This window comes from Wolbachia endosymbiont (group A) of Ancistrocerus nigricornis, assembly GCF_947250785.1.
Classification (GTDB): domain Bacteria; phylum Pseudomonadota; class Alphaproteobacteria; order Rickettsiales; family Anaplasmataceae; genus Wolbachia; species Wolbachia pipientis.
Genome location: NZ_OX366348.1, coordinates 396,270 through 417,124 on the forward strand (window position 1 = coordinate 396,270; position 20,855 = coordinate 417,124).

The 20,855-nt window shown below is 35.0% G+C and carries 16 protein-coding genes and 1 pseudogene; 7 read left to right on the plus strand and 10 right to left on the minus strand.

The genetic code is table 11. From position 1 onward, the window contains the following. The first annotated feature begins 3 nt into the window (after positions 1-3). The 6 genes and pseudogenes from OOK90_RS02035 (at position 4) to OOK90_RS02060 (ending at position 5,792) form a co-directional block, all read left to right on the plus strand. The gene (locus OOK90_RS02035) at positions 4-1,281 is read left to right on the plus strand and encodes an adenylosuccinate synthase (protein ID WP_264706170.1); all 1,278 of its coding nucleotides are present in this window, start codon (positions 4-6) and stop codon (positions 1,279-1,281) included. 103 nt (positions 1,282-1,384) lie between these two features. Then, a pseudogene (locus OOK90_RS02040) lies at positions 1,385-2,113 on the plus strand (IS5 family transposase). 251 nt (positions 2,114-2,364) lie between these two features. Next, the gene (locus OOK90_RS02045; RefSeq protein ID WP_264706054.1) at positions 2,365-3,879 is read left to right on the plus strand and encodes a hypothetical protein; all 1,515 of its coding nucleotides are present in this window, start codon (positions 2,365-2,367) and stop codon (positions 3,877-3,879) included. A 120-nt stretch (positions 3,880-3,999) separates the two neighbouring features. Continuing rightward, positions 4,000-4,842: a hypothetical protein gene (locus tag OOK90_RS02050; protein WP_264706055.1), complete on the plus strand. Its 843-nt coding sequence runs from the start codon at positions 4,000-4,002 to the stop codon at positions 4,840-4,842. A 112-nt stretch (positions 4,843-4,954) separates the two neighbouring features. Beyond that, entirely contained in the window at positions 4,955-5,218 is a 264-nt protein-coding gene (gene infA, locus OOK90_RS02055) for a translation initiation factor IF-1 (protein ID WP_007550159.1), read from the plus strand. After that, on the plus strand, positions 5,196-5,792 hold the full coding sequence (locus OOK90_RS02060) for a Maf family nucleotide pyrophosphatase (protein WP_010082554.1): 597 nt from the start codon (positions 5,196-5,198) through the stop codon (positions 5,790-5,792). The genes infA and OOK90_RS02060 overlap by 23 nt, the downstream gene beginning before the upstream one ends. Here the strand turns inward: OOK90_RS02060 and OOK90_RS02065 are convergent. The 4 genes from OOK90_RS02065 to OOK90_RS02080 all read right to left on the minus strand — a co-directional run bounded on the left by OOK90_RS02065 (position 5,784) and on the right by OOK90_RS02080 (position 10,487). Further along, positions 5,784-8,462 carry a hypothetical protein gene (locus tag OOK90_RS02065; RefSeq protein ID WP_264706062.1) on the minus strand — a complete coding sequence of 893 codons (2,679 nt, stop codon included), beginning with the start codon at positions 8,460-8,462 and terminating at the stop codon, positions 5,784-5,786. The genes OOK90_RS02060 and OOK90_RS02065 overlap by 9 nt on opposite strands. 152 nt (positions 8,463-8,614) lie before the next feature. Beyond that, positions 8,615-8,773, minus strand: coding sequence for a hypothetical protein (locus OOK90_RS02070; protein WP_153296804.1), 159 nt, complete (start codon positions 8,771-8,773; stop codon positions 8,615-8,617). Between the two features lie 35 nt (positions 8,774-8,808). Continuing rightward, positions 8,809-10,152: an alanine:cation symporter family protein gene (locus tag OOK90_RS02075; RefSeq protein WP_038198671.1), complete on the minus strand. Its 1,344-nt coding sequence runs from the start codon at positions 10,150-10,152 to the stop codon at positions 8,809-8,811. Positions 10,153-10,352: 200 nt separating this feature from the next. Next, positions 10,353-10,487, minus strand: a complete 135-nt coding sequence (locus OOK90_RS02080) for a hypothetical protein (protein ID WP_256437683.1) — start codon at positions 10,485-10,487, stop codon at positions 10,353-10,355. A 40-nt stretch (positions 10,488-10,527) separates the two neighbouring features. Here OOK90_RS02080 and OOK90_RS02085 point away from each other — a divergent pair, with 40 nt between their 5' ends. Further along, the gene (locus tag OOK90_RS02085; protein ID WP_209472359.1) at positions 10,528-11,484 is read left to right on the plus strand and encodes an IS5 family transposase; all 957 of its coding nucleotides are present in this window, start codon (positions 10,528-10,530) and stop codon (positions 11,482-11,484) included. Between the two features lie 681 nt (positions 11,485-12,165). Here OOK90_RS02085 and OOK90_RS02090 read toward each other — a convergent pair. The 6 genes from OOK90_RS02090 to tig all read right to left on the minus strand — a co-directional run bounded on the left by OOK90_RS02090 (position 12,166) and on the right by tig (position 20,763). Continuing rightward, positions 12,166-13,425: a cbb3-type cytochrome c oxidase subunit I gene (locus tag OOK90_RS02090; RefSeq protein ID WP_010962509.1), complete on the minus strand. Its 1,260-nt coding sequence runs from the start codon at positions 13,423-13,425 to the stop codon at positions 12,166-12,168. Positions 13,426-13,459: 34 nt separating this feature from the next. Next, positions 13,460-14,755, minus strand: a complete 1,296-nt coding sequence (locus OOK90_RS02095) for a Na+/H+ antiporter NhaC family protein (protein WP_264706064.1) — start codon at positions 14,753-14,755, stop codon at positions 13,460-13,462. Between the two features lie 289 nt (positions 14,756-15,044). Then, positions 15,045-17,498, minus strand: a complete 2,454-nt coding sequence (gene lon / locus OOK90_RS02100) for an endopeptidase La (RefSeq protein WP_264706065.1) — start codon at positions 17,496-17,498, stop codon at positions 15,045-15,047. Between the two features lie 15 nt (positions 17,499-17,513). Further along, entirely contained in the window at positions 17,514-18,791 is a 1,278-nt protein-coding gene (gene clpX, locus OOK90_RS02105) for an ATP-dependent Clp protease ATP-binding subunit ClpX (protein ID WP_006279985.1), read from the minus strand. After that, entirely contained in the window at positions 18,791-19,417 is a 627-nt protein-coding gene (gene clpP, locus OOK90_RS02110; protein WP_006280254.1) for an ATP-dependent Clp endopeptidase proteolytic subunit ClpP, read from the minus strand. Before clpP ends, clpX begins: the two co-directional genes overlap by 1 nt. Before the next feature lie 11 nt (positions 19,418-19,428). Next, on the minus strand, positions 19,429-20,763 hold the full coding sequence (tig, locus tag OOK90_RS02115) for a trigger factor (protein WP_155968869.1): 1,335 nt from the start codon (positions 20,761-20,763) through the stop codon (positions 19,429-19,431). Positions 20,764-20,855 lie beyond the last annotated feature (92 nt).

Below are 20,855 nucleotides of genomic sequence, written 5' to 3' on the forward strand. Positions count from 1 at the left end.
ATGATGAATAACATTGTAATTGTTGGTCTGCAATGGGGTGACGAAGGCAAGGGTAAAATAGTAGATTATCTTTCTGAGAATGCAGATGTAGTTGTGAGATTTCAGGGAGGAAATAATGCAGGGCACACTATAGTAGTAGATGATGAGGTTTATAAATTAAATTTACTGCCCTCTGCTGTTTTGAGGCCAGGCAAAATATCTATCATAGGAAATGGCGTTGCTCTTGATCCACACGTTCTAATCTCAGAAATAGAGTCATTGAAAGTTAAAGGAGTAGACGTAAACTATAACAACTTGATGGTATCCGAGAGCTGTCCATTAATACTTAGCATACATAAGGACAAGGAAAAGCTATTTGAAGATTTAAATGGAAATCACAAAATTGGTACAACAAACAAAGGGATAGGGCCATGTTATGAAGATAAAGTTGGAAGGAGAGCTATACGCCTTTGTGACTTAGAAAACGCAGATGAGCTCAATAAAAGAGTGGATACTCTTTTGAATTACCACAATGCTATCAGGAAAGGCCTTAACTACCAGGTGGTTAAAAAAGAAGAAATATTAAAGGAAATTCAAGAGATTTCAGAAAAAATTCTTTCATATAAAAAACCTGTGTGGAAGATATTAAATGACTTGATGAAAGAAGGTAAGAAAATAATATTTGAAGGTGCCCAAGGCGCATTTTTAGATATCGACCACGGAACTTACCCTTTTGTTACTTCAAGTAATACTGTAGCATCGCAAGCAATAACAGGCTCAGGGTTATCCTCCAATGCTTACATTATTGGTGTGGTAAAAGCTTATACAACAAGAGTGGGCAATGGCCCATTTCCTACTGAGCAGAAAAATGAAGTAGGAGATAGCTTGTTTACTATAGGTAAGGAACTTGGAACAGTGAGCAATAGAAGAAGGCGTTGCGGATGGTTCGATGCAGTTTTAGTGCGCCAGGCCGTACAACTCTCTGGAGTTTCAAGCATTGTATTAACCAAATTAGATGTGCTTAATTCTTTTGATACAATTAAAGTATGCACTGGTTACAAGTATAGCGGAAAAATGTATGATTATTTACCCGCATCGCATTCAATACAAGGGGAATTAGAGCCAATATATGAAGAGTTTCCTGGCTGGAAAGAAAACACTCAAGGTAAAAGGTCGATTGAAACATTGCCTATCAATTTAATAAAATATATAGAAGGGTTAGAAAAATTAATAGGTGTACCAATTCATCTAATCTCAACTAGTCCAAAGAGAGAGGATGTTATTAAGCTTAAAGATTTCTGAAAACGTCTTTGTATCTTAGAGCCTGTACGTAATCTCAAAAAAGAGATAAAGTGAGAGGATAAAGTATATAAAGTAGGATATGCGAAGTTTATAACCAAGTGACATAAGTCGAGAAAAGTTTGAGATTATTGTAGCAGATCTGGAATCTTGCAGAAAGAAGACAAAACCAAGAACACTTGATTTACATGATATATTTTGTGGAGTGTTATACGTGTTAAAAAGTGGTTGCCAGTGGAGAATGGTATCAAAAGAGTTCCCAAAATGGCGCAATTGTTACGACTATTTTAAGAAGTGGAGTGAAAAACCAGATGTAAATAAAGAAAGTGTTCTGGAGCTGGTATTAAAAAAAAATAATTGCGACAAAACAATGGTCGGAAAAGCTTCTGCATAATTGATGCACAGAGTATAAAAAATGCAGATACTGCTGAAGCTATGATGCAGGCAAGAAGATTTCAGGGCCGTATTGCAGTAGATACGCAAGCATGCAATTTATACAACAACAGCAGAGATAACTGACCGTAGCAGTGCTGTGAGAATGGTCGAAAATGCAAAAGAAAACCTCTCGGGAGTTAAAAATGTACTGGTTGATGCAGGCTATACTGGAGAGAATTTTGTAACTCAAATAAAAACGATTATTGGTGCAACCGTTGAAGTGATCAAAAGAAATGAATTACGTTCCTTTGTTGTATTGCCCAAAAGATGGGTTGTGGAGCGATCTTTTGCTTGGTTAGAAAAATGTAGAAGATTGTGGAAAAATTGTGAGCGAAAACTCAATACTAGCCTACAAATGGTAGTTCTGGCTTTCACTGCCTTACTTCTGAAAAAATTATGAACAGGCTCTTACTAACTCTTATCTAATAAAAAAAATACTTGTGTAACTTCGAATAGTCTATTATGCAAGACAGCAGTATAAACATGTAGTAAGAAATGTATAATGAAAAATAAAAGCTCAAGTTTAACACTTGCAGTTATTTTTACACAATTAAGTAATCATAAAAGTTAGTGTAGGGCGAGGTTATACAGTTTGATTTCTTTTAATATATGTTAATTGGTATAATATAAATATAGTTAAGGAGGTGTATTATGATTGGAAGTTTGGCTAAAGAAGAAAAAACAGCAGAGGCAGGAAAAACAGGTGATCAACTTGAAAAGTGTATTGGACCAACTTCACTGAATAGGGAGGTTTATTACTCTACGCTTATCTACTATACATTAAAAGAGTTATATTCACAATTAGGTGATATCTCTTATGCTAATAAAACAAGATCAGAAAAAGAAATAATCAATTTTTATGTTCTACCTCAATTTGCACGTTTTAAAGAAATTATTGATGAAGATATAAAAAAAGATCCTTCGTTTGCAAATTCTGCTATTGTAAAGTTTTGCTCCTCAATTATAAAAAATAACAAATTACTTAAAGAATTAGAAGAAGTTAGTATTCCTGCCAAAAACTCTAGTGTAAAGGCAAGGGTAAGCTTTCAACTGAAAAATCTGAAAGAAAAGGTGTGGTTCTTAGGAAAACTAAAGGAAAAAAAGAATTTCACTTACGTGCAGAGGGCTTTTGGGGATAAGTGGAGTTTTTATGACCTAATAAATGATGGAGATTTTAAAAAAACGTACATAGATAAAGCAGTAACAGAGTCTGCTAATAAGAGCTTTAAGGAAGATATAGATAAATGCATAAAGTTGGCAGAGCAGGGAAAAGAAGCTGCAAGTAAATATCTTGGAGAGAAAGGCGTAGAGCTTCAAGCTTATTACACAGAAACTGATAACGCTTATAGAGTTTTGAATATCAACTCTATTAATTACAATAGAAGTGAGCCAACCAGGATTAGTGACATTTTACAGCAAGAGAAAGATATTAAAGAGCTGAATATCTATTGCAATAAAAAACATGAAATACACGCTCATCGGAAAGGTAAGGAAAGATATTATGAATTTAAAGAGGGCGCATATTATGAAATGAAAAGCACTTGGCCTGTAAAGGATGGATCCGAAATGTGTACCATGATTATGAATGTGAGTAGCGATGGCATAACTGAAGTACTAAAATTTAATGATGAAGATTTTGTGCTATCGGATGAGATCTTAGAATTAATAAAGCAAAACGATGAATTATATATTCAAGGTCTCTCCTTATATGATGCTGTACTAGAAAAAGGTAAGGCTGCTGATGTTGTACCTACTGCTAATAATAATTTTCAAAATGAGTCTATAGCGGCCTATCGCGAGGAACCAGAGGGGGAATTAGACCCTAAAGTTGATGCTGACAATAGCCTTCCTCCTTCTATTAATAGCAATGCATCAACTCAAACGGAAGTCAATTTACAACACACTGAAACTCAAACAGAAGTTGCTTCACAACAAATTGAAACTAAAACGGAAGTCAATTTACAGCACACTGGAACTCAGACAGAATTTGCTTCACAACAAATGGATGAATTGATTTTAAATAATCAGATGCTGTCCGAAAAAAACGTTGAATTGAAGCAAGAAATGTCAAATTTGAAAAAAGAAGCTGTTGAATTGAAGCAAGAAATAGAAGCAGGGTTGCAAGTGATAAATAAAAAGCACCATGAATTAATACAAGAAAATTAGCGACTACAGGAGAAACTAGAAACAACCCAAGCAGAAGCTAATCAAACAATTGTAAAGTTAGAGAAGCAGAATAGCAATTTACAAGACAGGTTTGAAAAAGAGGAGCAAAAAAACACGGAATTGCAAACTGAACTGGCACAAAAAAATGAAGAATTAGCAGGTGTGTTAAAAGAGCTACAAGGGAAAGCACAAGAACTTAAAGGTGTATATGAAGAAAAAAGAAAGCTAAAGGAAGAGCTGAAAATTGTTAATGCAGGAAAGAAGAATTTGGAAAAAGAGCTAAATCAAGCACGAGAAGATGCGGAACAGATAATGGTTGAACGACGCCAGCAGAAAGAGCGCTTGAAAGATCAGCTAAGAGAATTAGATCAGGAATATAAGGTACAAGTAGAAATTGAGCAAAAGATTAAAGAATCAGATAGGCAGGATAGCGATTTACAAGATACACTTGGAGAAGAGAGACTAAAACTCAACATTGAAGAACTAGAAAACGAGTACGAGGAATTTCCAGGAGATAAGGTGCTTACACTTGAACTCACTAAAGATGAAGATAAAGTCGAAGAGTTAAGAAACGAGCTAGAGCGTGAGAAAGAAAAGTGTAAACAATTATTAGAAGAAGAAAATGAATGGGGTGATGAATTGGTAGGAATGCTTGATGGACTGGAAGAAAAAATTCGTGCTGATGAACAAAGGAGCTTCAACAATCAATTAACGGGAGAAATTTCTAATGAGTCTGGTAATGCTCCACGACAGAAGAAAAGGTTATCCAAATCTTCAAGCGTTGATAATGAGTCTTATGTTCCACTGAGAGAGAAGACAACATTACTCAGATCTTTAAGCGTTGATAGTGGACTTGATAGCGATGAAGAAAATTGTGATAATGATTTATCTTTCAACATAAGTCCTATAAGTTCTATTGAGAAGGTGGCAGAGAGTAGAAACGTAGGTAGGGTATCATTGTGAAGATGGTTGGGGTTAAGTTGCAACTTAAGTGGGGCGCAAAAGGTCTTTTGTGTTGATAATAATTTAAAATCTATAGTAGACTAAAAAAGATTATTAAATTATAATATAACATATGATAAAAGACGAGAAATCGAAAACAATTTTTGAAGTGGAAGGGGCAGTAACTGCTTTACTACCTGCAGCAGAATTTAGAGTGAAACTGGACAATGAACATGAGATTATCTGTCATGTATCAGGGAAAGTGAGAAGAAGTAAAATACGCATCATTATAGGGGATAGGGTGTTAGTTGAGATGAGCATTTACGATAGGAATGCGAGAAAGGGTAGGATCATTAGAAGGCTTAAAGGTACAAGTGACAGAACGATCTCTAAATAATCTTATTCTTGCTTCATCATCGAAAAGGCGTATAGCTTTACTAAAACAAATAAACATTGAGCCAGGTTTAATTTTGCCAGCAGATATAGATGAAGCCCCTTTAAAAAAGGAACTTCCGAAGGATTACTCAATCCGTATGGCAAAAAGTAAAGCTGAGAAAATACAAAGTTTAAATCCAAATTATTTTGTGCTTGGTGTTGATACAGTTGTTGCTTGTGGTAGAAGGATATTGCTCAAAGCTGAAAACGTTGAGCAAGCAGAAAAATGTATCCGCTTGTTATCAGGAAGAAGGCATAGAGTATACACCAGTGTATGTCTATTAACTCCCGATCAATCTAAACAACATATCAGGACTGTGGTTACAATAGTGAAATTTAAACGTCTCAGTGAACAAGAAATTAAGTATTATTTAGCATCAGAAGAGTGGAAAAATAGGGCGGGGGGATGCAATATACAAGGCCTAGCTGGAGTGTTCGTATTGTTCTTACGCGGCTCCTACTCTTCCGTTATAGGGTTACCATTACATGAAACCTATTGTTTGCTAAGCAATTATTTTAACTTCAATTTATATTGAAATACCTTTATTAGTATCTTTTTTTTGTTGTGACTCAGCAACCTGTTTAGCCCAATCTAGTGGTCTTTTATTTCTGTTAGCTAATGCAATTCTATTGCGATCATAACCATCAGTGTGTTCTGTTAAAGTATCTCCTCTTTCTTCTTCTATTACTCCAGCTTTCAGTTGTGCTTCATCTTTCTCTAGTAATTTATATAGTTCGCTATTTTTATCTACAGTTGGATTAGTGTCATTATTTTCTCGTTCTGCCACTGTTTTTTCTAACCACTTACGTATAGGGTCATATTGTTTACCTTCTCCTATCTTTTCTAAAATGTTTTCTGAGAATGAATCTTTAGGAATATTTTCTTTAGTAGCCTGTTGTGCCGGTTCTCTTAACCCTTTATCCGGGTTTCCCAATGCTCCTTTTAACTCACTCGTATCTCCGATTTCTTTTGGTTCAATGTTTTCTAAGCTCTTCTTTAACTGTTCAGGATTTACTTGAGATTGTTCATTATTGTCATGAGTTGGAGATGAATAGCCCGAATCGTTTGCTTTTATGTCTGTTGAGCTGTCTTTTAGCAACCCAACTTCTCTCAAGCGTTTTTTAGTTTCTTCGCTAATCTGACTCTGATCAGCTGGTTTTAACCCGAGATTTTCTTGACCTAATGTATTTTTAAGTTCTTCAAATAGAGTTAGATTACTTTGTCTAATATGTTCTTCTAATTTCCTTCCTACCTGTTTTAAATCTGTTTGAGATTTACTATCACTATTAGTTGGAGATATATAGCCTGAATCACTTATACTATTTGGTGTTGAAGCAGAGACACTAATAGTTGGACCTTCCACTATTTTTACATCTGCTAAATCGTCTTTTTGCAATCCATCTTCTTTATCTTGTGACAGTTTATCAGTAGGATCAACTTGCCTTAATCCTCTATTATCCTGCTGTGATCTATCTCTGATTTCTTTAAGAAGATTTTCAGGTGGAGTTTGATCACTTTGTTCAATGTTCTCTAAGCTCTTCTTTAACTGTTCAGGATTTACTTGAGATTGTTCATTATTGTCATGAGTTGGAGATGAATAGCCCGAGTCACTTTTATTATTGAGTGCTGTAGCAGAGAGCGGCTGTTCACTTTCTTTCCACTTAGCATCACTAGCATCTTGGTTATCACTGTTATCTGGAGAAGATGAATAAGGAATTATGTCCTTTAATGTCTCTAACGGTGATGGGTTATTTTTTCTACTTCCTGCAATTGATGCTTTTCTATCATCAACATCAATGTGCCGTAAGTTGTTTTTCTTGAAATTTCTGATGTCTTGTAACAGATCGCCTTTGCTATTTCCTTCTTGTTGCTGGGTTTTAGGTTGTTGCTGATCATTAGGTGTTTGCTCACTTCTATCTGGTTTTTGGCTTCCAGGTACAGCATGTCCAAATGTAGGATTGTCATACCGTTCATCTTCTTGCCTATTATCTTGATTGTGGCTTACAGACTTGGTGAAAGTAGAACTATCTGAAGAATCAGAAGTTGCACCTTTTTGCTGATTATTAGGTGTTTGCTCATTTTCGCGCAAGTCATCTGGTTTTTGGCTTCCAGATTTGGCTCCCCCTTGCTCATCGAAAACACCTTTTTTAGGTGGTAGTGAACTAGTTCTAGGTGGAAGTGGCGGAGGAGTTTTTTTGTTCTGAGGATTCTCCTCAAAAAGCGATTGTAGGTTATAAACTTGACCTCCCGAATTTGCTTCTCGTGCTGCTTGTCTAAGCTCACGCTTTTCTTTAGCCTCCTGAGAATTAATTTTATCGTCAAAATCTTTTCCAATTCCGCTATCGTAAGACTGCCTTCTGCTGTTAGATTGTAGTCCAAAATGTGAATGGTGGTCTTCTTTTTTTTGAGTTATATCAGTAGCTTGAACGCTAACACCTCTATTAACATCAATTCTTGTTGTAGTTTCAGATGATAGCTCGTTACTGTCTTTATTATGTTGCATCTCATTCGCTTTTCCTTGTCCTTTCTCCCTGAATTGTATTTCATGCAAGAATAAACCACCTATTTTTACATCTCTGTTTACTTCTAACCGTTCTAGAGAAAAATCATCACCTTTAACAAGGTCTACAACGTTAGCATCAATCTTAATTTTGATCTTACATTCCTTCCCCTCCGCATACCACTTTAAAGTCATTTCATATGAACCATCAGTTACGACATAATGTCTTATTTTTTTCCCTTCTTCCTCGGCAACAAAACCATGCATTCCGCTCTTTCCATCACTATGCAATGTTGAAAATCCCGAGATTTCATTCTTCTCACAAAAATCACTGTTTAAAAATTCGCTGATTTTAAACTCTTTTTTGTTATTTCCCAGCGTAATACTTGCGTGATTACCGTATATTGAAACTCCTGCAACATCATCAACATACTCTTTCAACCTTTCTTTAACTTCACTTTCAAGGTCTTGTCCAGCTTTCTTTGTCTTGTCGCATTTCTGAAGAATAACTCCATATGCTTTATCTTTGTTTTCTTCTTCGTCCCAATTCCAGTTGGCGTGTTTTGTTAAAAACTTTACTGTGTTAAAATCAACTCTAGCATTATAAATTGGGTCGTCTTCCTTTTTTATTTTATCAAATAAAGGAAAAATTTCTTGAATGCGCTCATTATAAATGTGTTCTTGTTGTGTATCGTTAGTGCCCATATATCCCTCACTAATAACCCTCTGCCTTTAGTTCTAGCTAATACTAGCTAATATAATTATCACAAGCATTGGTTGAATTTTTATTAAGGAAGGTTGTGTTACTAATGTGATGACACAAGCTATTTTATGGTAACATCAAACGATTTAAGTTGTCATTCCAGTCTGGAATCCAGCCTTTCACGAACCCCATCAAAAATGTTGTGTTTTAACATAAGATTAGCTACTTTTATGCTCACTAACTTAGTGCCAATCAAGATTCCTGGATCCCAGTGTCTGGGCACTGGGATGACATCCTTCTTGGCGGAAATCACTCTTATATCACAACAGCTGCATAGCCTAAATTGCTTTAGCTATAGCTCTGTTTTTGCAACTTCAAATATCTGCTACTCATAGTAAACACTTCTGGATCTTGAGAGGTTAGCTTGAGTATAGCGAGTATGTTGATAAACAACAAAGCAGCAATCGAGATATCAGCAACATCCCATAGCAACCGGACTTTACCTATCGCACCAAGCGGAATGATCATGGTAAAAATTACAATCCAGATTTTAGTGTATTTATTATCCATAGACACATAGCGTATTGTCTGTTTTGAGCAAAAAAACCAAGTAAAAATAGTAGTAAAGGCAAAACAAAACATTATGGCCATAATTAAATAGTCAATATAGGGCCAATTCATAGCTTTTCTAAAAGCAAATATGCACATGTTAGTACTCTCTAAATCAGTGACCCAAGAATCTGTGACAAGCAGTACCATTGTTGTAATAAACACTATGAATGCAACTATAAAAGGCGATATTATTGTGATTAGGCTCTGTTCAATAATAAATTTATTATTATTTTTCTTAGGAACAATTGAAGAATGTACGATTCCTTCGAGGCCAAGCCCTATATCTGTTGCAAAAATACCTCGCAAAGTTCCAACTTGAATAATAGTCAACATTTCTAAAATCAAACCTAGAGATAAACCAGAGTTAAAGCTACTAGTTGTAAAAAAACTGCTTGTTATTAGTTTTAGAGAAGGAAGAATATTTTCACTAAATTTAAATAATATGATACCGCAAAGTGTGAGGTAACTTACCGTCATTATCGGTATCATAGCCGATATAAAAATTTTAATTTTTTTTAAGCTGAGAGCTGCAACAACAAAAAATATTATGGCCATTACAATGCCACCAACAACTACAGGCACATCTATCATATTAAGTGGTATTGATAGAGAATTTACCTGAACAAGGTTACCAACTGTTATTGAAACCATCATCATGATAACTAGAAAGACAATTGTGGCCTTCCTAGAGTTAAACGCATCAGTCATGTAGGCTACAGGGCCACCTATAAACCGTTCGTTCTTTTCCTTTCTGGTTTTTATACTTAGATAACAAGTGACATATTTTATCACAGAAGTGATAACAATAATTATTGCCATCCATAAAATAGAGCCCGGTCCTCCGGTTTTTAGAGCAACAGCAGTTCCTGAAATATTTCCTACTCCTAAATTTCCCCCTAAAATTGTAAACAGAGCGGCTATAGAAGAAAATTTATTTTCTCCTTTTTTAGCTCCAAGGAGTGAAAGGGCGTATGGTAATCTAAATACCTGTAGCCATTTTAGTTTAATCGATAGGTAAACACCAGCAACTAGCATGAGTAATATTGTTGGCAGTAATAAAACAAACTTTACTGTATCCATCTGTAAAAGTGAGATTTTTATTTGAGTATACAACAAAAATTGAAAATACCTAACCTATTTTCTATGTATGACTTCGTTTCCGTCATTCTAGAAACCTTTTCTTGTCATCCAAGTAGCGTGACACATAACTGTACGAACATTGTAATATGGTACAATGTTAAGACGATGTCATTCCAGTGCTTGACACTGGAATCCAGCTTTTAATGCAACCCCTCACCAAAAATATTGTGTTTTAACATAAGGTTAGCTACTTTTATACTCACCAACTTAGTGTCCAATCTGGATCCCAGTGAGCTTTGTTGCATAGCAGCAGAAAAATTAGTGATTACTGACAAAATTCATTATAAATAGCGATTTAACTGTTGAAGAAAAAATATGCCACAAAAAATGAGGGTCAGTAACCATAGCGAATATAACAAATTTCTAGAAAAAAGAGGAAATATTTTTCATTATATCAACGAAGCCATAGAAAAGTGGTACGAGAATGGTCCAAAAATACCAGGTGGCAACAATATTTATAGCGATAAAGTTGTAATTTTGGTGCACATAATAACTTGTTTATTTAGAATAGGCCTGAGGCAAACAGTTGGGTTTATAGCAGGATACCTTGAGCAAATTGGGAAAAATTTGCAAGTTATCAGCTATTCACAATCATCAAGAAGGTTTAAGAAACTCAATATTAAGATCAATGATTGCAGAATTGATAAAAATAATATGGAAGATATCGAAATTGCTATAGACAGTACAGGAATTAGTATATACAACAACACTCCTGGTCATAGCAAAGAAAATAGCGAAGATAGAAAGTATCGCAGCTATGAACAGACAAGAAAATTGCATGTAATGTTGAATACAAACAGCAAAAAAGCCATAGCTGTAAAATACAGTAACGGTGTCTACTCTGATCACTATGGAGCTTGTGATTTGCTAAAAGAAGTCGATTTTCAGTATGTCATAAAAGTACTATATGCAGATAGGGCATATGACAGAGAAAAGCTCTATAAGCTGTGTAATCAATATGGTATAAAAACGAAAATTCCTCCGAAAAACAACGCAGCAGAGCATCCAAAGTTAGACTATATGGCTGAGAGAAATTCTGCAGTCAAGCTCATAAAGTCATATGATGAAGATAGTATAAAGAAGTGGAAAAAAGAGATGAGTTATGGAAAAAGATCTTATATAGAAAGTTTTTTCTCGCGACTGAAACAAACATTCGGGTTTAGTTTTAGGAATAAATCTGAGACAAATAGAGAGAAGGAACTACTTGTTAAATGCTATTTGCTCAATAAGTTCACTGATATTGGTATGGCTAAATTTGAGATAGCTTCATAAATTTATTGTGCGTTACCTACTATCCGAAGAGCGATGCAACAAAGCCCACTGGGATCCAGGAATTTTATTAAGTTGGTAAGCATAAAAGTGTTATGTAAAATACAACGTTCTTGATGGGATTGCGTGAAATGCTGGATCCCAGTGTCTGGGCACTGGGATGACATCATCCTTTTTTTGGGGTTCCAGCGTCACGCGCTACCTTCCGTATAAATATTAAAAAATTTACCAAATGAAAAAAAAGGCAAAAGAAGCCCCGTGGTTGGCTAATTACTTACATTATACTTTCAAGTATGGCGTTTTTTTATTCTAAACGCTTAATAACCGCGATTTAGTTGCTTTTAAGCCGCAACTAATCTAAATTATAAACATTAAGAAATTTACTAAACAGAAAAAAAGGCAAAAGAAACCCTAGGGTAGCTAGTTATTCACTATCCATTTTTTAAATCGGCGTTTTTTGATGTTTTAAATGCTTTATAAGCGCATTTCAGCTTATATTAGGTAAAAACCTAGAAATTTTATAAAGACATAAGGTGCACATAGTGCAAAAAATTAAACATGGGACGCCAGATACGTGAGTTTTTTTGTCATTTAATCTGTACAGAGAAGATAAATAAATAGCTTCAGTTTCATGATAAGGGGGCTGGCGGAGTTTGTCAAGGAAGTTTTTTTTGTTTCTATGGGTCAGTTGGTACGCGCTTTGCCTTTTAACAGATGTAAAAGCACAATTATTACGAACAACATTCCACCAACAACTGATATAGCGCCACCTATAATGAAGCACGTGCGTGCTAACATTGACGAAATACTTGGCAGATCTGCAACCTTCCTTAAAGCACCATATCCACCAAGCCACACAAGGCCAGTGATATGGAGAAAATGCCCTATACTGTAGGCATAAATCTGTAATCTTACCATGGAACTTTTTATCTCTTTAAAGTTTAATTTAGGTAACATCCAGTAGACAAAATTCATAAAAGCTATAGTGATACCAACTACAGAACCGTGATAATGAGCAGGAATCGTGACATTACCTTCAATAGTCAACACTCCGAGCACATCTCCATAAGTGAACAACAAAAATGAATGTAATAAATAGTTGCTTTTATCATTAATAAAAGTTCTGATGTTGTAGCACACTAATATTATCAAAAAGCACGGCAAAACTGCTCCAGCAATCCTCATATGCCAAGTAAAAAACTGTATTAACTTGGCACTATCAACTGGATAAACAAAATATACAAACGGTGCGCCTACAGCTAAAATCGTGTTTATAAATAGTGGTAAAATAGTAATTTTATTGTTTGAAGCTAAACTAATATCATTGGAACTTAGCATTATTAAATAGACTAAAAACATTCCTTGAGTAAAAGCAAACTGCAATAAATGTCCGCCTCCCCAAAAGAGATATTCGTAAAATAAATTATTATCTGAGTGATATAGACCTGGAGGCATATTATTATATGCTAAAACAAAGCAAAGAAATGACGATACAAGTATAATAACTAGCCCAATTTGCCCAACAGAGAGAAATGAAACCTCTTTTTTTGATGTGTATGCTAGCATTGTATTTACTAATATACTGGCAATAAATAAACTGAGTCCAAGTAAAAATAATTTGTTTTGTAATACGGGAATATAGTTACTTTTGATAACTTCAGTGTTTGGAACGAATGCGGATATAAACATGAGCAGCATCGAAAGGGTTGATAGAACCCATGAAAAGTTAAACCAACTATTGGTATTTTGTAGGTTTATGATAAAGAGCAGAGATATTATAGAGCACATCCACACTAAAATTGACAAGTTCACGTGTATTACCAGCGCATTATCAAAAATATATTGTGCAGAAGGAACAAGAGAGGAGATAAAAGGCAATCGTAGAAAAATAACAATTATTGACAGTAACCCAGAGCAAGCAAGAGCACATACTGCCAAGAACATCCATTTTCTACAGAGCGGAGCGTTGTCTTGTATATTAAGCACAATCTTTTTTCTCAATTTTGTTCAATACAATATATAACACTGCAATAATACCTAAAACATAGCAATAGTATACGTGTGGCACGACTGCCAAAGGTGAAACTCCAGCAATAGTGCTAGCCAAAAGCAATTGAGCGCCATACGGTATTAATCCTTGAAATACACAAGAAAATATGCCTAGCCATGCTGCACTATAGTGAGGCGGTATTTCATATTTCTTAGCAATATCTCTAGCAATTTCACCACTAAAAATTATAGCGATGGTGTTATTTGCAAGTAAAATATCAAATATGCTGACTATTTTTGCAATAAATAATTGCGCAGTTTTTTGTCCACCACGTTGTATCATAACCCAAGATGAAAGTTTATCTGCAAGCTCCTTAGAATTTTTACCTACCAGTCCTGAAAGCCCGCCAACCATCAATGACAGTAGCATAATTTCATGCATACTCATAAACCCTTTGGTGATGTTTTGGCTTAAAAACAATAAACCATGATTGTTGTTATTTATAAATCCAATGATTCCAGCAAAAGTTATGCTTAAAACCAATGCCGTAAATACATTTATTCCAAAGTTTGCAAGCAATATAAGTATTATGTAAGGAGTCACAAGCAATAAAGAATACTCCTTAACTGAAATAGCAGCACTATTGCTTGAGCTATAAAATAATATAATTATTGTGAATATAGAAGCAATTAGTGCCACTTTTGCATTCAGTTTTAATTTTTTCTTTATATCAGCCTTTTGAGACATCACAGATGCAATTGTAGTATCAGAGATAATAGATAAATTGTCGCCAAAAATTGCTCCTCCTACAACGGTTGCAACTCCTAAGGAAGGAGAAATCCCAGCTTGTGTCAGTTCAACTGCAATAGGAGCAATTGTTGCAATGGTGCCCATTGATGTACCAATAGCAGTGGAGATGAAAGCTGCTACAAAAAATAATCCTATGAGTAAAAATTGTGTTGGTATAAATGAAAGAGCCAAATTAACTGTGGCATCAGCACTACCGATTGCTTTAGTTACTTCACTGAATGCACCTGCAAGTAAGAAAATGATACACATAGTGATAATATTACGATCTCTTACCCCATCTAGAAAGGCATACATTTTTTCTTCAGTATTGCCCTTGTATAAAACCCAACCCAGAGCTATGGCAGGAACAATGGCTACCAGTGGAGATAACTGATAAAAAGCATTTGACACGCCAAGAATAGTAAAATATATACCACTTCCTACAAAAAGAAATAGGAACAGTAAAATAGGCAAAAAATTTGTAAGATAAAACATACCTCTACTCCAGCTCTGATAAACGCAAATCAACTATGATATGATTTATATTATTATAAACCACAGTTAGCACCTTGACCAAGGTTTTTCTAGAAAGCAATCTACCAGAAAAGGTTTCCATGAAAAGGACTATTATAATATATCATCTACTTGAATTAAACTGGGAGATAGAATAAGTAAAAAATATGAATGACATAACAACAAAGCAAGTCATATCCTTATGGGATGCACAAGTTGGTGGATTTTTGCCGGATAAAAGAGAAATGGAGATTGATAATATTTTTTTAATCTAATGCTTCAATGTTTCCGACATAGGAAAAGTATCATCTTTACTTTCTATAGAGGAAGGCACACTATTTTGATTATCATCACCATTAATTGGAGTAGTAGGGTGCATTAAAGCAACTTTCATAACTTCATCAATATTCTTAGCAAAAACTACGTTGATCCCCTCTTTGATGCTTGCCGGAATTTCTTGCATATCTTTCTCATTTTCACTTGGTATAATCACAGTTTTGATTGATCCTCTGAGCGCTGCAAGCAATTTTTCTCTCAAGCCCCCGATAGCTAAAACTCTACCACGCAATGTCACTTCGCCTGTCATAGCAACATTTTTGTTAACTGGTATATTTGTCATAAGAGAAACAATAGACGTACATACCGCGCCGCCAGCAGAAGGGCCATCTTTTGGTACAGCACCCTCAGGTACATGCAAATGTATATCATTATTTTGGAATTTTTCGGGCTTTATACCAAAAAACAAACAATTTGATCGAATATAACTATACGCAGCTTTTATAGATTCTTGCATAACCTCTCCAAGCTTTCCTGTGTATTTTATTTCTCCCTTGCCCGGAATTAGGACTGATTCTATCATCAAAATATCACCACCTGTTTCAGTATAGGCGAGCCCAGTTACTATTCCTACTAAACTCTCATTTTCCGCAATGCCAAAGGTATATTTACGTACCCCTAAATAATCTTGTAAATTGTCAACCCCTACGGATATTTTCTTATTTTTATCAGTCAATATTTCTTTAACTGCCTTTCTCATGAGCTTTGCAAGCTCCCTTTCCATACTCCGCACACCACTTTCACGTGTATATAAACGTATCAACTCGTATAACGCCTCATTAGTTATGTCCCATTCCTTCTGATACAAACCATGCTCCTTCTTTAACTTCGGAATAAGGTGGTGTGTAGCAATACTGATTTTTTCATCTTCAGTATACCCGGACAATTGTATAATTTCCATCCTATCACGCAAAGGATGTGGTAAATTTAAGCTGTTTGCCGTAGCTACAAACATTACACTTGAAAGATCAAACTCAACTTCCAAGTAATGATCCGTAAAGTGTTTATTGTGCTCAGTATCTAAAACCTCAAGTAATGCAGACGCAGGATCGCCACGCGAATCAGAACCCATCTTATCTATTTCATCAAGCAGAAAAAGCGGGTTGCATGAATTAGCTTTTTTCATGTGTTGAATGATTTTACCAGGCATTGAGCCAATATAAGTTTTCCTATGCCCTCGTATCTCAGACTCATCACGCACACCACCAAGAGCTATGCGAACAAAATCTCTTCCTACTGCTCTTGCCATAGACTTAGCTAAAGAAGTTTTACCAACACCTGGCGGTCCAACTAAGCAAAGTATAGGACCTTTTATCTCTTTTACTCTTTTTAATACCGCTAAAAATTCTATTATTCTATCTTTTACTTTCTCTATGCCATAATGATTTTCATCTAAGATTTTCTTAGCTGCATTTAAGTTAATTTTTGCATCTTTGTACTTTCCCCATGGCAACTCAAGCAACCAATGCAAGTAACTAGATATAACTGTAGCTTCAGGAGAAATGGGATTCATTTTCTTGTATCTCTTCAAATCAGTTATAGCTTTCTCTCTTGCTTCCTGAGAAAGCTTTGTTTCATTTATCTTTTTTTCAAATTCATTGAGTATATTCCCTTCATCACCATTCTCAAATTCGCCTAATTCTTTCTGTATAGCTTTCAATTGCTCGTTAAGGTAGTAAACTTTCTGAGTGCTTTCAACTTGCGATTTAATTGTCTTATATAAACGGTTTTGTGCGTTCAAAATACTCATTTCTCTCTCAATAAAAGCAAAAGCTTTTTTTAAACGCTCTTCTGGGTCATAAGCCTCAAGTATACTTTGTTTATCTGATACTTTTATATTTAAATGTGAAGCTACCGTGTCTACAAGTTGATCAACTTCTTTGATTTGATCAATGGAGTTAATGGCAACCTCGGGTTGATTTTTCTTGTTTAGCTTACACCAGCTATCGAACGCGTCTACAACAGACCGCCTTAAAGCTTCTAAATCAATATTGTCTTCATCTTCTTTATAATAATTGTCTAACTCTACCCTGGCTTGTAATAAAGTATGAGAGCTAATATATTCTACAACTCTTCCCCTTCTTATCCCCCGGATTATAACTTTTACTGCATTGTCAGGTAATTTTATTAACGGTTGTACAATGCTTGCTAACACACCTACTTCATAAAGATCTTCAGGCTCTGGATTATCAACAGAGCCATCTTTCTGTGCTACAAGAAAAATCTCATTTTGGTGATTACTACTACTTATTGCATACTCTAGTGCATTAACAGATTTTTCTCTGCCTATGAATAAAGGCACCATTATATTTGGAAAAATTACTACATCTCTTAAAGGTAATACTGGCAATGCAGTAAAACTAGAGCTTACAGCACGTTCAATGTTCATAATATATGCCTCAAATTAATCATTAACCGTTATAACATTGCCATTGTTATTATGATTAACCGTTGCTTTTCCTAATTCTACCATTTTCTTAGTGATTACTATAGTGCTACCTTCAAAGCCCCCGTTTCCAGATGTATACATAATGTCAAGCAAAAGTGACTCCAAGATAGCACGTAACATTCTTGCACCTGTTTTGTAGCTTATAGCCTTTTTAGCAATAGCTGATATTGCTTCATCTGAAAACTCAAGGTTTACTTTGCTAAACGCAAGCAATGCTTTGTACTGTTTTATTAGTGCATTCCTTGGCTCTGTCAACACATGTATTAAATCTTCATGATCCAGCTCATCTAAAACAGCAGTTATTGGAACCCGCCCTACAAATTCGGGTATTAAACCGAATTTGATTAAATCTTCAGGTTGAACATCATGTAAAGCATTCTTTTTCTTTTGCTCTTTAGACTGACTTATATCTGCTCCAAAGCCAACTGACGTTCCCTTTTTTCTCGCTTCAATAATTTTATCGAGGCCTTCAAAAGCTCCTCCACAAATAAACAGTATGTTACTAGTATCCACTTGTATAAACTCTTGTTGTGGGTGTTTTCGCCCTCCTTGTGGCGGAACATAAGCAACTGTACCCTCCATAATCTTAAGCAGAGCTTGCTGGACCCCTTCACCTGAAACGTCACGGGTTATTGAAGTGCTTTCAGATTTTCTTGTAATCTTGTCTATTTCATCTATAAACACTATACCACGCTGTGCTTTTACAACGTCATAATTTGCAGCTTGTAATAAACGCGACAACACGCTTTCTACATCATCACCCACATAACCTGCCTCAGTTAAAGTTGTCGCATCAGCCATAGCAAATGGCACATCTGAAACTTTAGCAAGTGTTTTGGCTAGCAAAGTCTTACCAGAACCAGTGGGACCAATAAGCATTATATTTGACTTCTCGATTTCAATATCACTTATAGCATGAAATTGTACCATGGATTGACAATGGTTATACATAGCTACAGATAAAACGTGTTGCGCGTGTTCTTGACCTACAACATGCTTGCTGAGAAAGTTTTTTATATCCTCAGGTTTCTTTAGTAATAGCTTCATATCAGATATACGATCTGAATTAAAAGATCTATCTTTCTTTTGACTTATTGCTTTATGGGATAATTCTATGCACTCATTACAAATAAACACCTTTAAACCATCCGAAGAGTTAGTAATCAATTTATCTACTTCATCTTGCGCCTTGTTGCAAAAAGAACAGTAGTGTAAATCATTATTGTTATCCATTAACCCACCTTTTGTTTAACTTTAATATTTTCAATTTCAATATCTGTACGCTCAGCTATCACCCTGTCAATTAAGCCAATTTTCCTTGCTTCTTCAGGATCCATGAATTTATCTCTTTCCATCATTCCTTCAATTTTCTTCAGTGAATTTCCAGTATGTTTTTCATAAATTTGATTTAGTTTTTTCTTAACCCGCAAAATTTCATTAGCATGTATTTCTATATCAGTTGCTTGACCATGATAACCACCAGATGGCTGATGTATCATAATTCTTGAATGAGGTAGAGAGTAGCGCTTACCTTTTGTACCAGCTGCAAGCAATAAAGAACCCATAGACGCAGCTTGACCTATACATAAAGTTGAAACGTCTGGGTTTATATACTGCATTGTATCGTAGATCGACAAACCAGCAGTTACAACACCACCTGGTGAGTTGATGTACATACAAATGTCTTTATCGGGATTTTCCGATTCTAAAAATAAAAGCTGTGCTACTATTACACTGGCCATATTGTCTTCAATAGGACCTGTTACAAAAATTATTCTTTCTTTCACTAGTCTTGAATATATGTCATAAGCGCGCTCACCGCGACTAGTTTGTTCAACTACAATTGGTATAAGAGTCATACCTTTTCCTATTAAATATTATCAAATAATTCCTTTAATTCTTTCACAGAAACAATCTGCTCTTCTTTACTAACTTTTTCTATTATATAATCTGTCACTTTATACTCAAGCGCTTGCCCTCTAACTAATTCTTGAAATTGTTTATTTGATTCAAAATGCTTAAGTACTCTGTCAAATTGCACATCTTTACTGACATATTGATTTACAATAACACTCAAAACATCATTTTGAGTTAATGATATTTTATGTTCTGCACTAAATTTCATAAATAACATAGCAAGCTTTACACGTTTTTCAGCTTCTTTACGAGAATCATTTTGAGCACCCAATTCTCCTTCCATTCTTTGTTGCTCCTGTTTTACTATGTCTGTGGGTAAATCAAAACTATAATTAGCATCCAAATAATCAAACAGCTCCTTTTTAATTAAGAGATTTCTCATTTCGGTGCACTGATCACCAATCATTTTTTTTGCATGATTTATTAGCAAAGAATAATCTTTAAACCCAATACTCTTAGCTATTTCATCATCATTTTCAAAATCTTTGGCAATTTGAATCTCATTAACTCGCACAGAAAAATCAGCTTCCTGTCCTGCAAGGGAAATGGCTTGGTAATTTTCAGGAAATTTCAACTTAAAGTTCTTTGTTTCTCCCTTTTTCATACCAGTTAATTGATCTTCAAAACCATTAATAAATGTGCCAGACCCTAAATTAACGGCAAAATCTTTGCTACTTCCACCTTGAAAGAGCTTATTCCTAATCCGCCCTTCAAAATCAATTATCAATTTATCCCCATCTTTCGCTTGATAAGAAGCATCATCAACAGAGGCAAAATTGGGGAACTTTGTTTTGATAGAATCAATAAATTCTTTTATATCTTCCTCTTCAATCTTTGCTTCAATTTTCTTTAAGTTTATTTTGTCAAGATCTATCATCGGTACTTCAGGCATCGACTCAAAAGATAGCTTGTATACAAAATTGCCCTCCTCATTTTCTTTGCCCAGATCTGGTAATGATATAACATCAACCTTAGGATAAATGTGAGACTTGACTTCAATTTTTTTCATCAAATCACTTGAGCAATAATCAATTGTATTATTTATCACATATTCCAAAGCCTCGTTTTTATAATTTGCAACAACAAGGTCATAGGGCATCTTTCCAGCCCTAAATCCAGGTGATTTTGCATTTTCTGCTATCTCTTGCAACCTGGAATTTACCTTTTGTTTTATATAATCACTACCAACTGTGATTTCATACTCATACTTTAGTTTATCTATACTAAGCTCTTTGTAGGTATATACGCTACTTACTTCGACTGTATTTTGAGGTATATTATTAGACATCATAATTCATTTATTAACATTTTAATTCATATCTTAATAGAGTAATTTTACCAGAATTTAAGTTAAACACAATCCTTAAGAACAGGTTTTTA

Excerpts from the sequence above, each read along its gene's own strand:
- OOK90_RS02090 (WP_010962509.1), bottom strand. The coding sequence starts at position 13,425 with ATGTTCTTGGCAGTATGTGCTCTTGCTTGCTCTGGGTTACTGTCAATA.
- lon (WP_264706065.1), bottom strand. The coding sequence starts at position 17,498 with ATGAACATTGAACGTGCTGTAAGCTCTAGTTTTACTGCATTGCCAGTA.
- OOK90_RS02075 (WP_038198671.1), bottom strand. The coding sequence starts at position 10,152 with ATGGATACAGTAAAGTTTGTTTTATTACTGCCAACAATATTACTCATG.
- clpX (WP_006279985.1), bottom strand. The coding sequence starts at position 18,791 with ATGGATAACAATAATGATTTACACTACTGTTCTTTTTGCAACAAGGCG.
- OOK90_RS02095 (WP_264706064.1), bottom strand. The coding sequence starts at position 14,755 with ATGTTTTATCTTACAAATTTTTTGCCTATTTTACTGTTCCTATTTCTT.
- OOK90_RS02045 (WP_264706054.1), top strand. The coding sequence starts at position 2,365 with ATGATTGGAAGTTTGGCTAAAGAAGAAAAAACAGCAGAGGCAGGAAAA.
- clpP (WP_006280254.1), bottom strand. The coding sequence starts at position 19,417 with ATGACTCTTATACCAATTGTAGTTGAACAAACTAGTCGCGGTGAGCGC.
- OOK90_RS02035 (WP_264706170.1), top strand. The coding sequence starts at position 4 with ATGAATAACATTGTAATTGTTGGTCTGCAATGGGGTGACGAAGGCAAG.
- infA (WP_007550159.1), top strand. The coding sequence starts at position 4,955 with ATGATAAAAGACGAGAAATCGAAAACAATTTTTGAAGTGGAAGGGGCA.
- tig (WP_155968869.1), bottom strand. The coding sequence starts at position 20,763 with ATGTCTAATAATATACCTCAAAATACAGTCGAAGTAAGTAGCGTATAT.
- OOK90_RS02085 (WP_209472359.1), top strand. The coding sequence starts at position 10,528 with ATGCCACAAAAAATGAGGGTCAGTAACCATAGCGAATATAACAAATTT.
- OOK90_RS02065 (WP_264706062.1), bottom strand. The coding sequence starts at position 8,462 with ATGGGCACTAACGATACACAACAAGAACACATTTATAATGAGCGCATT.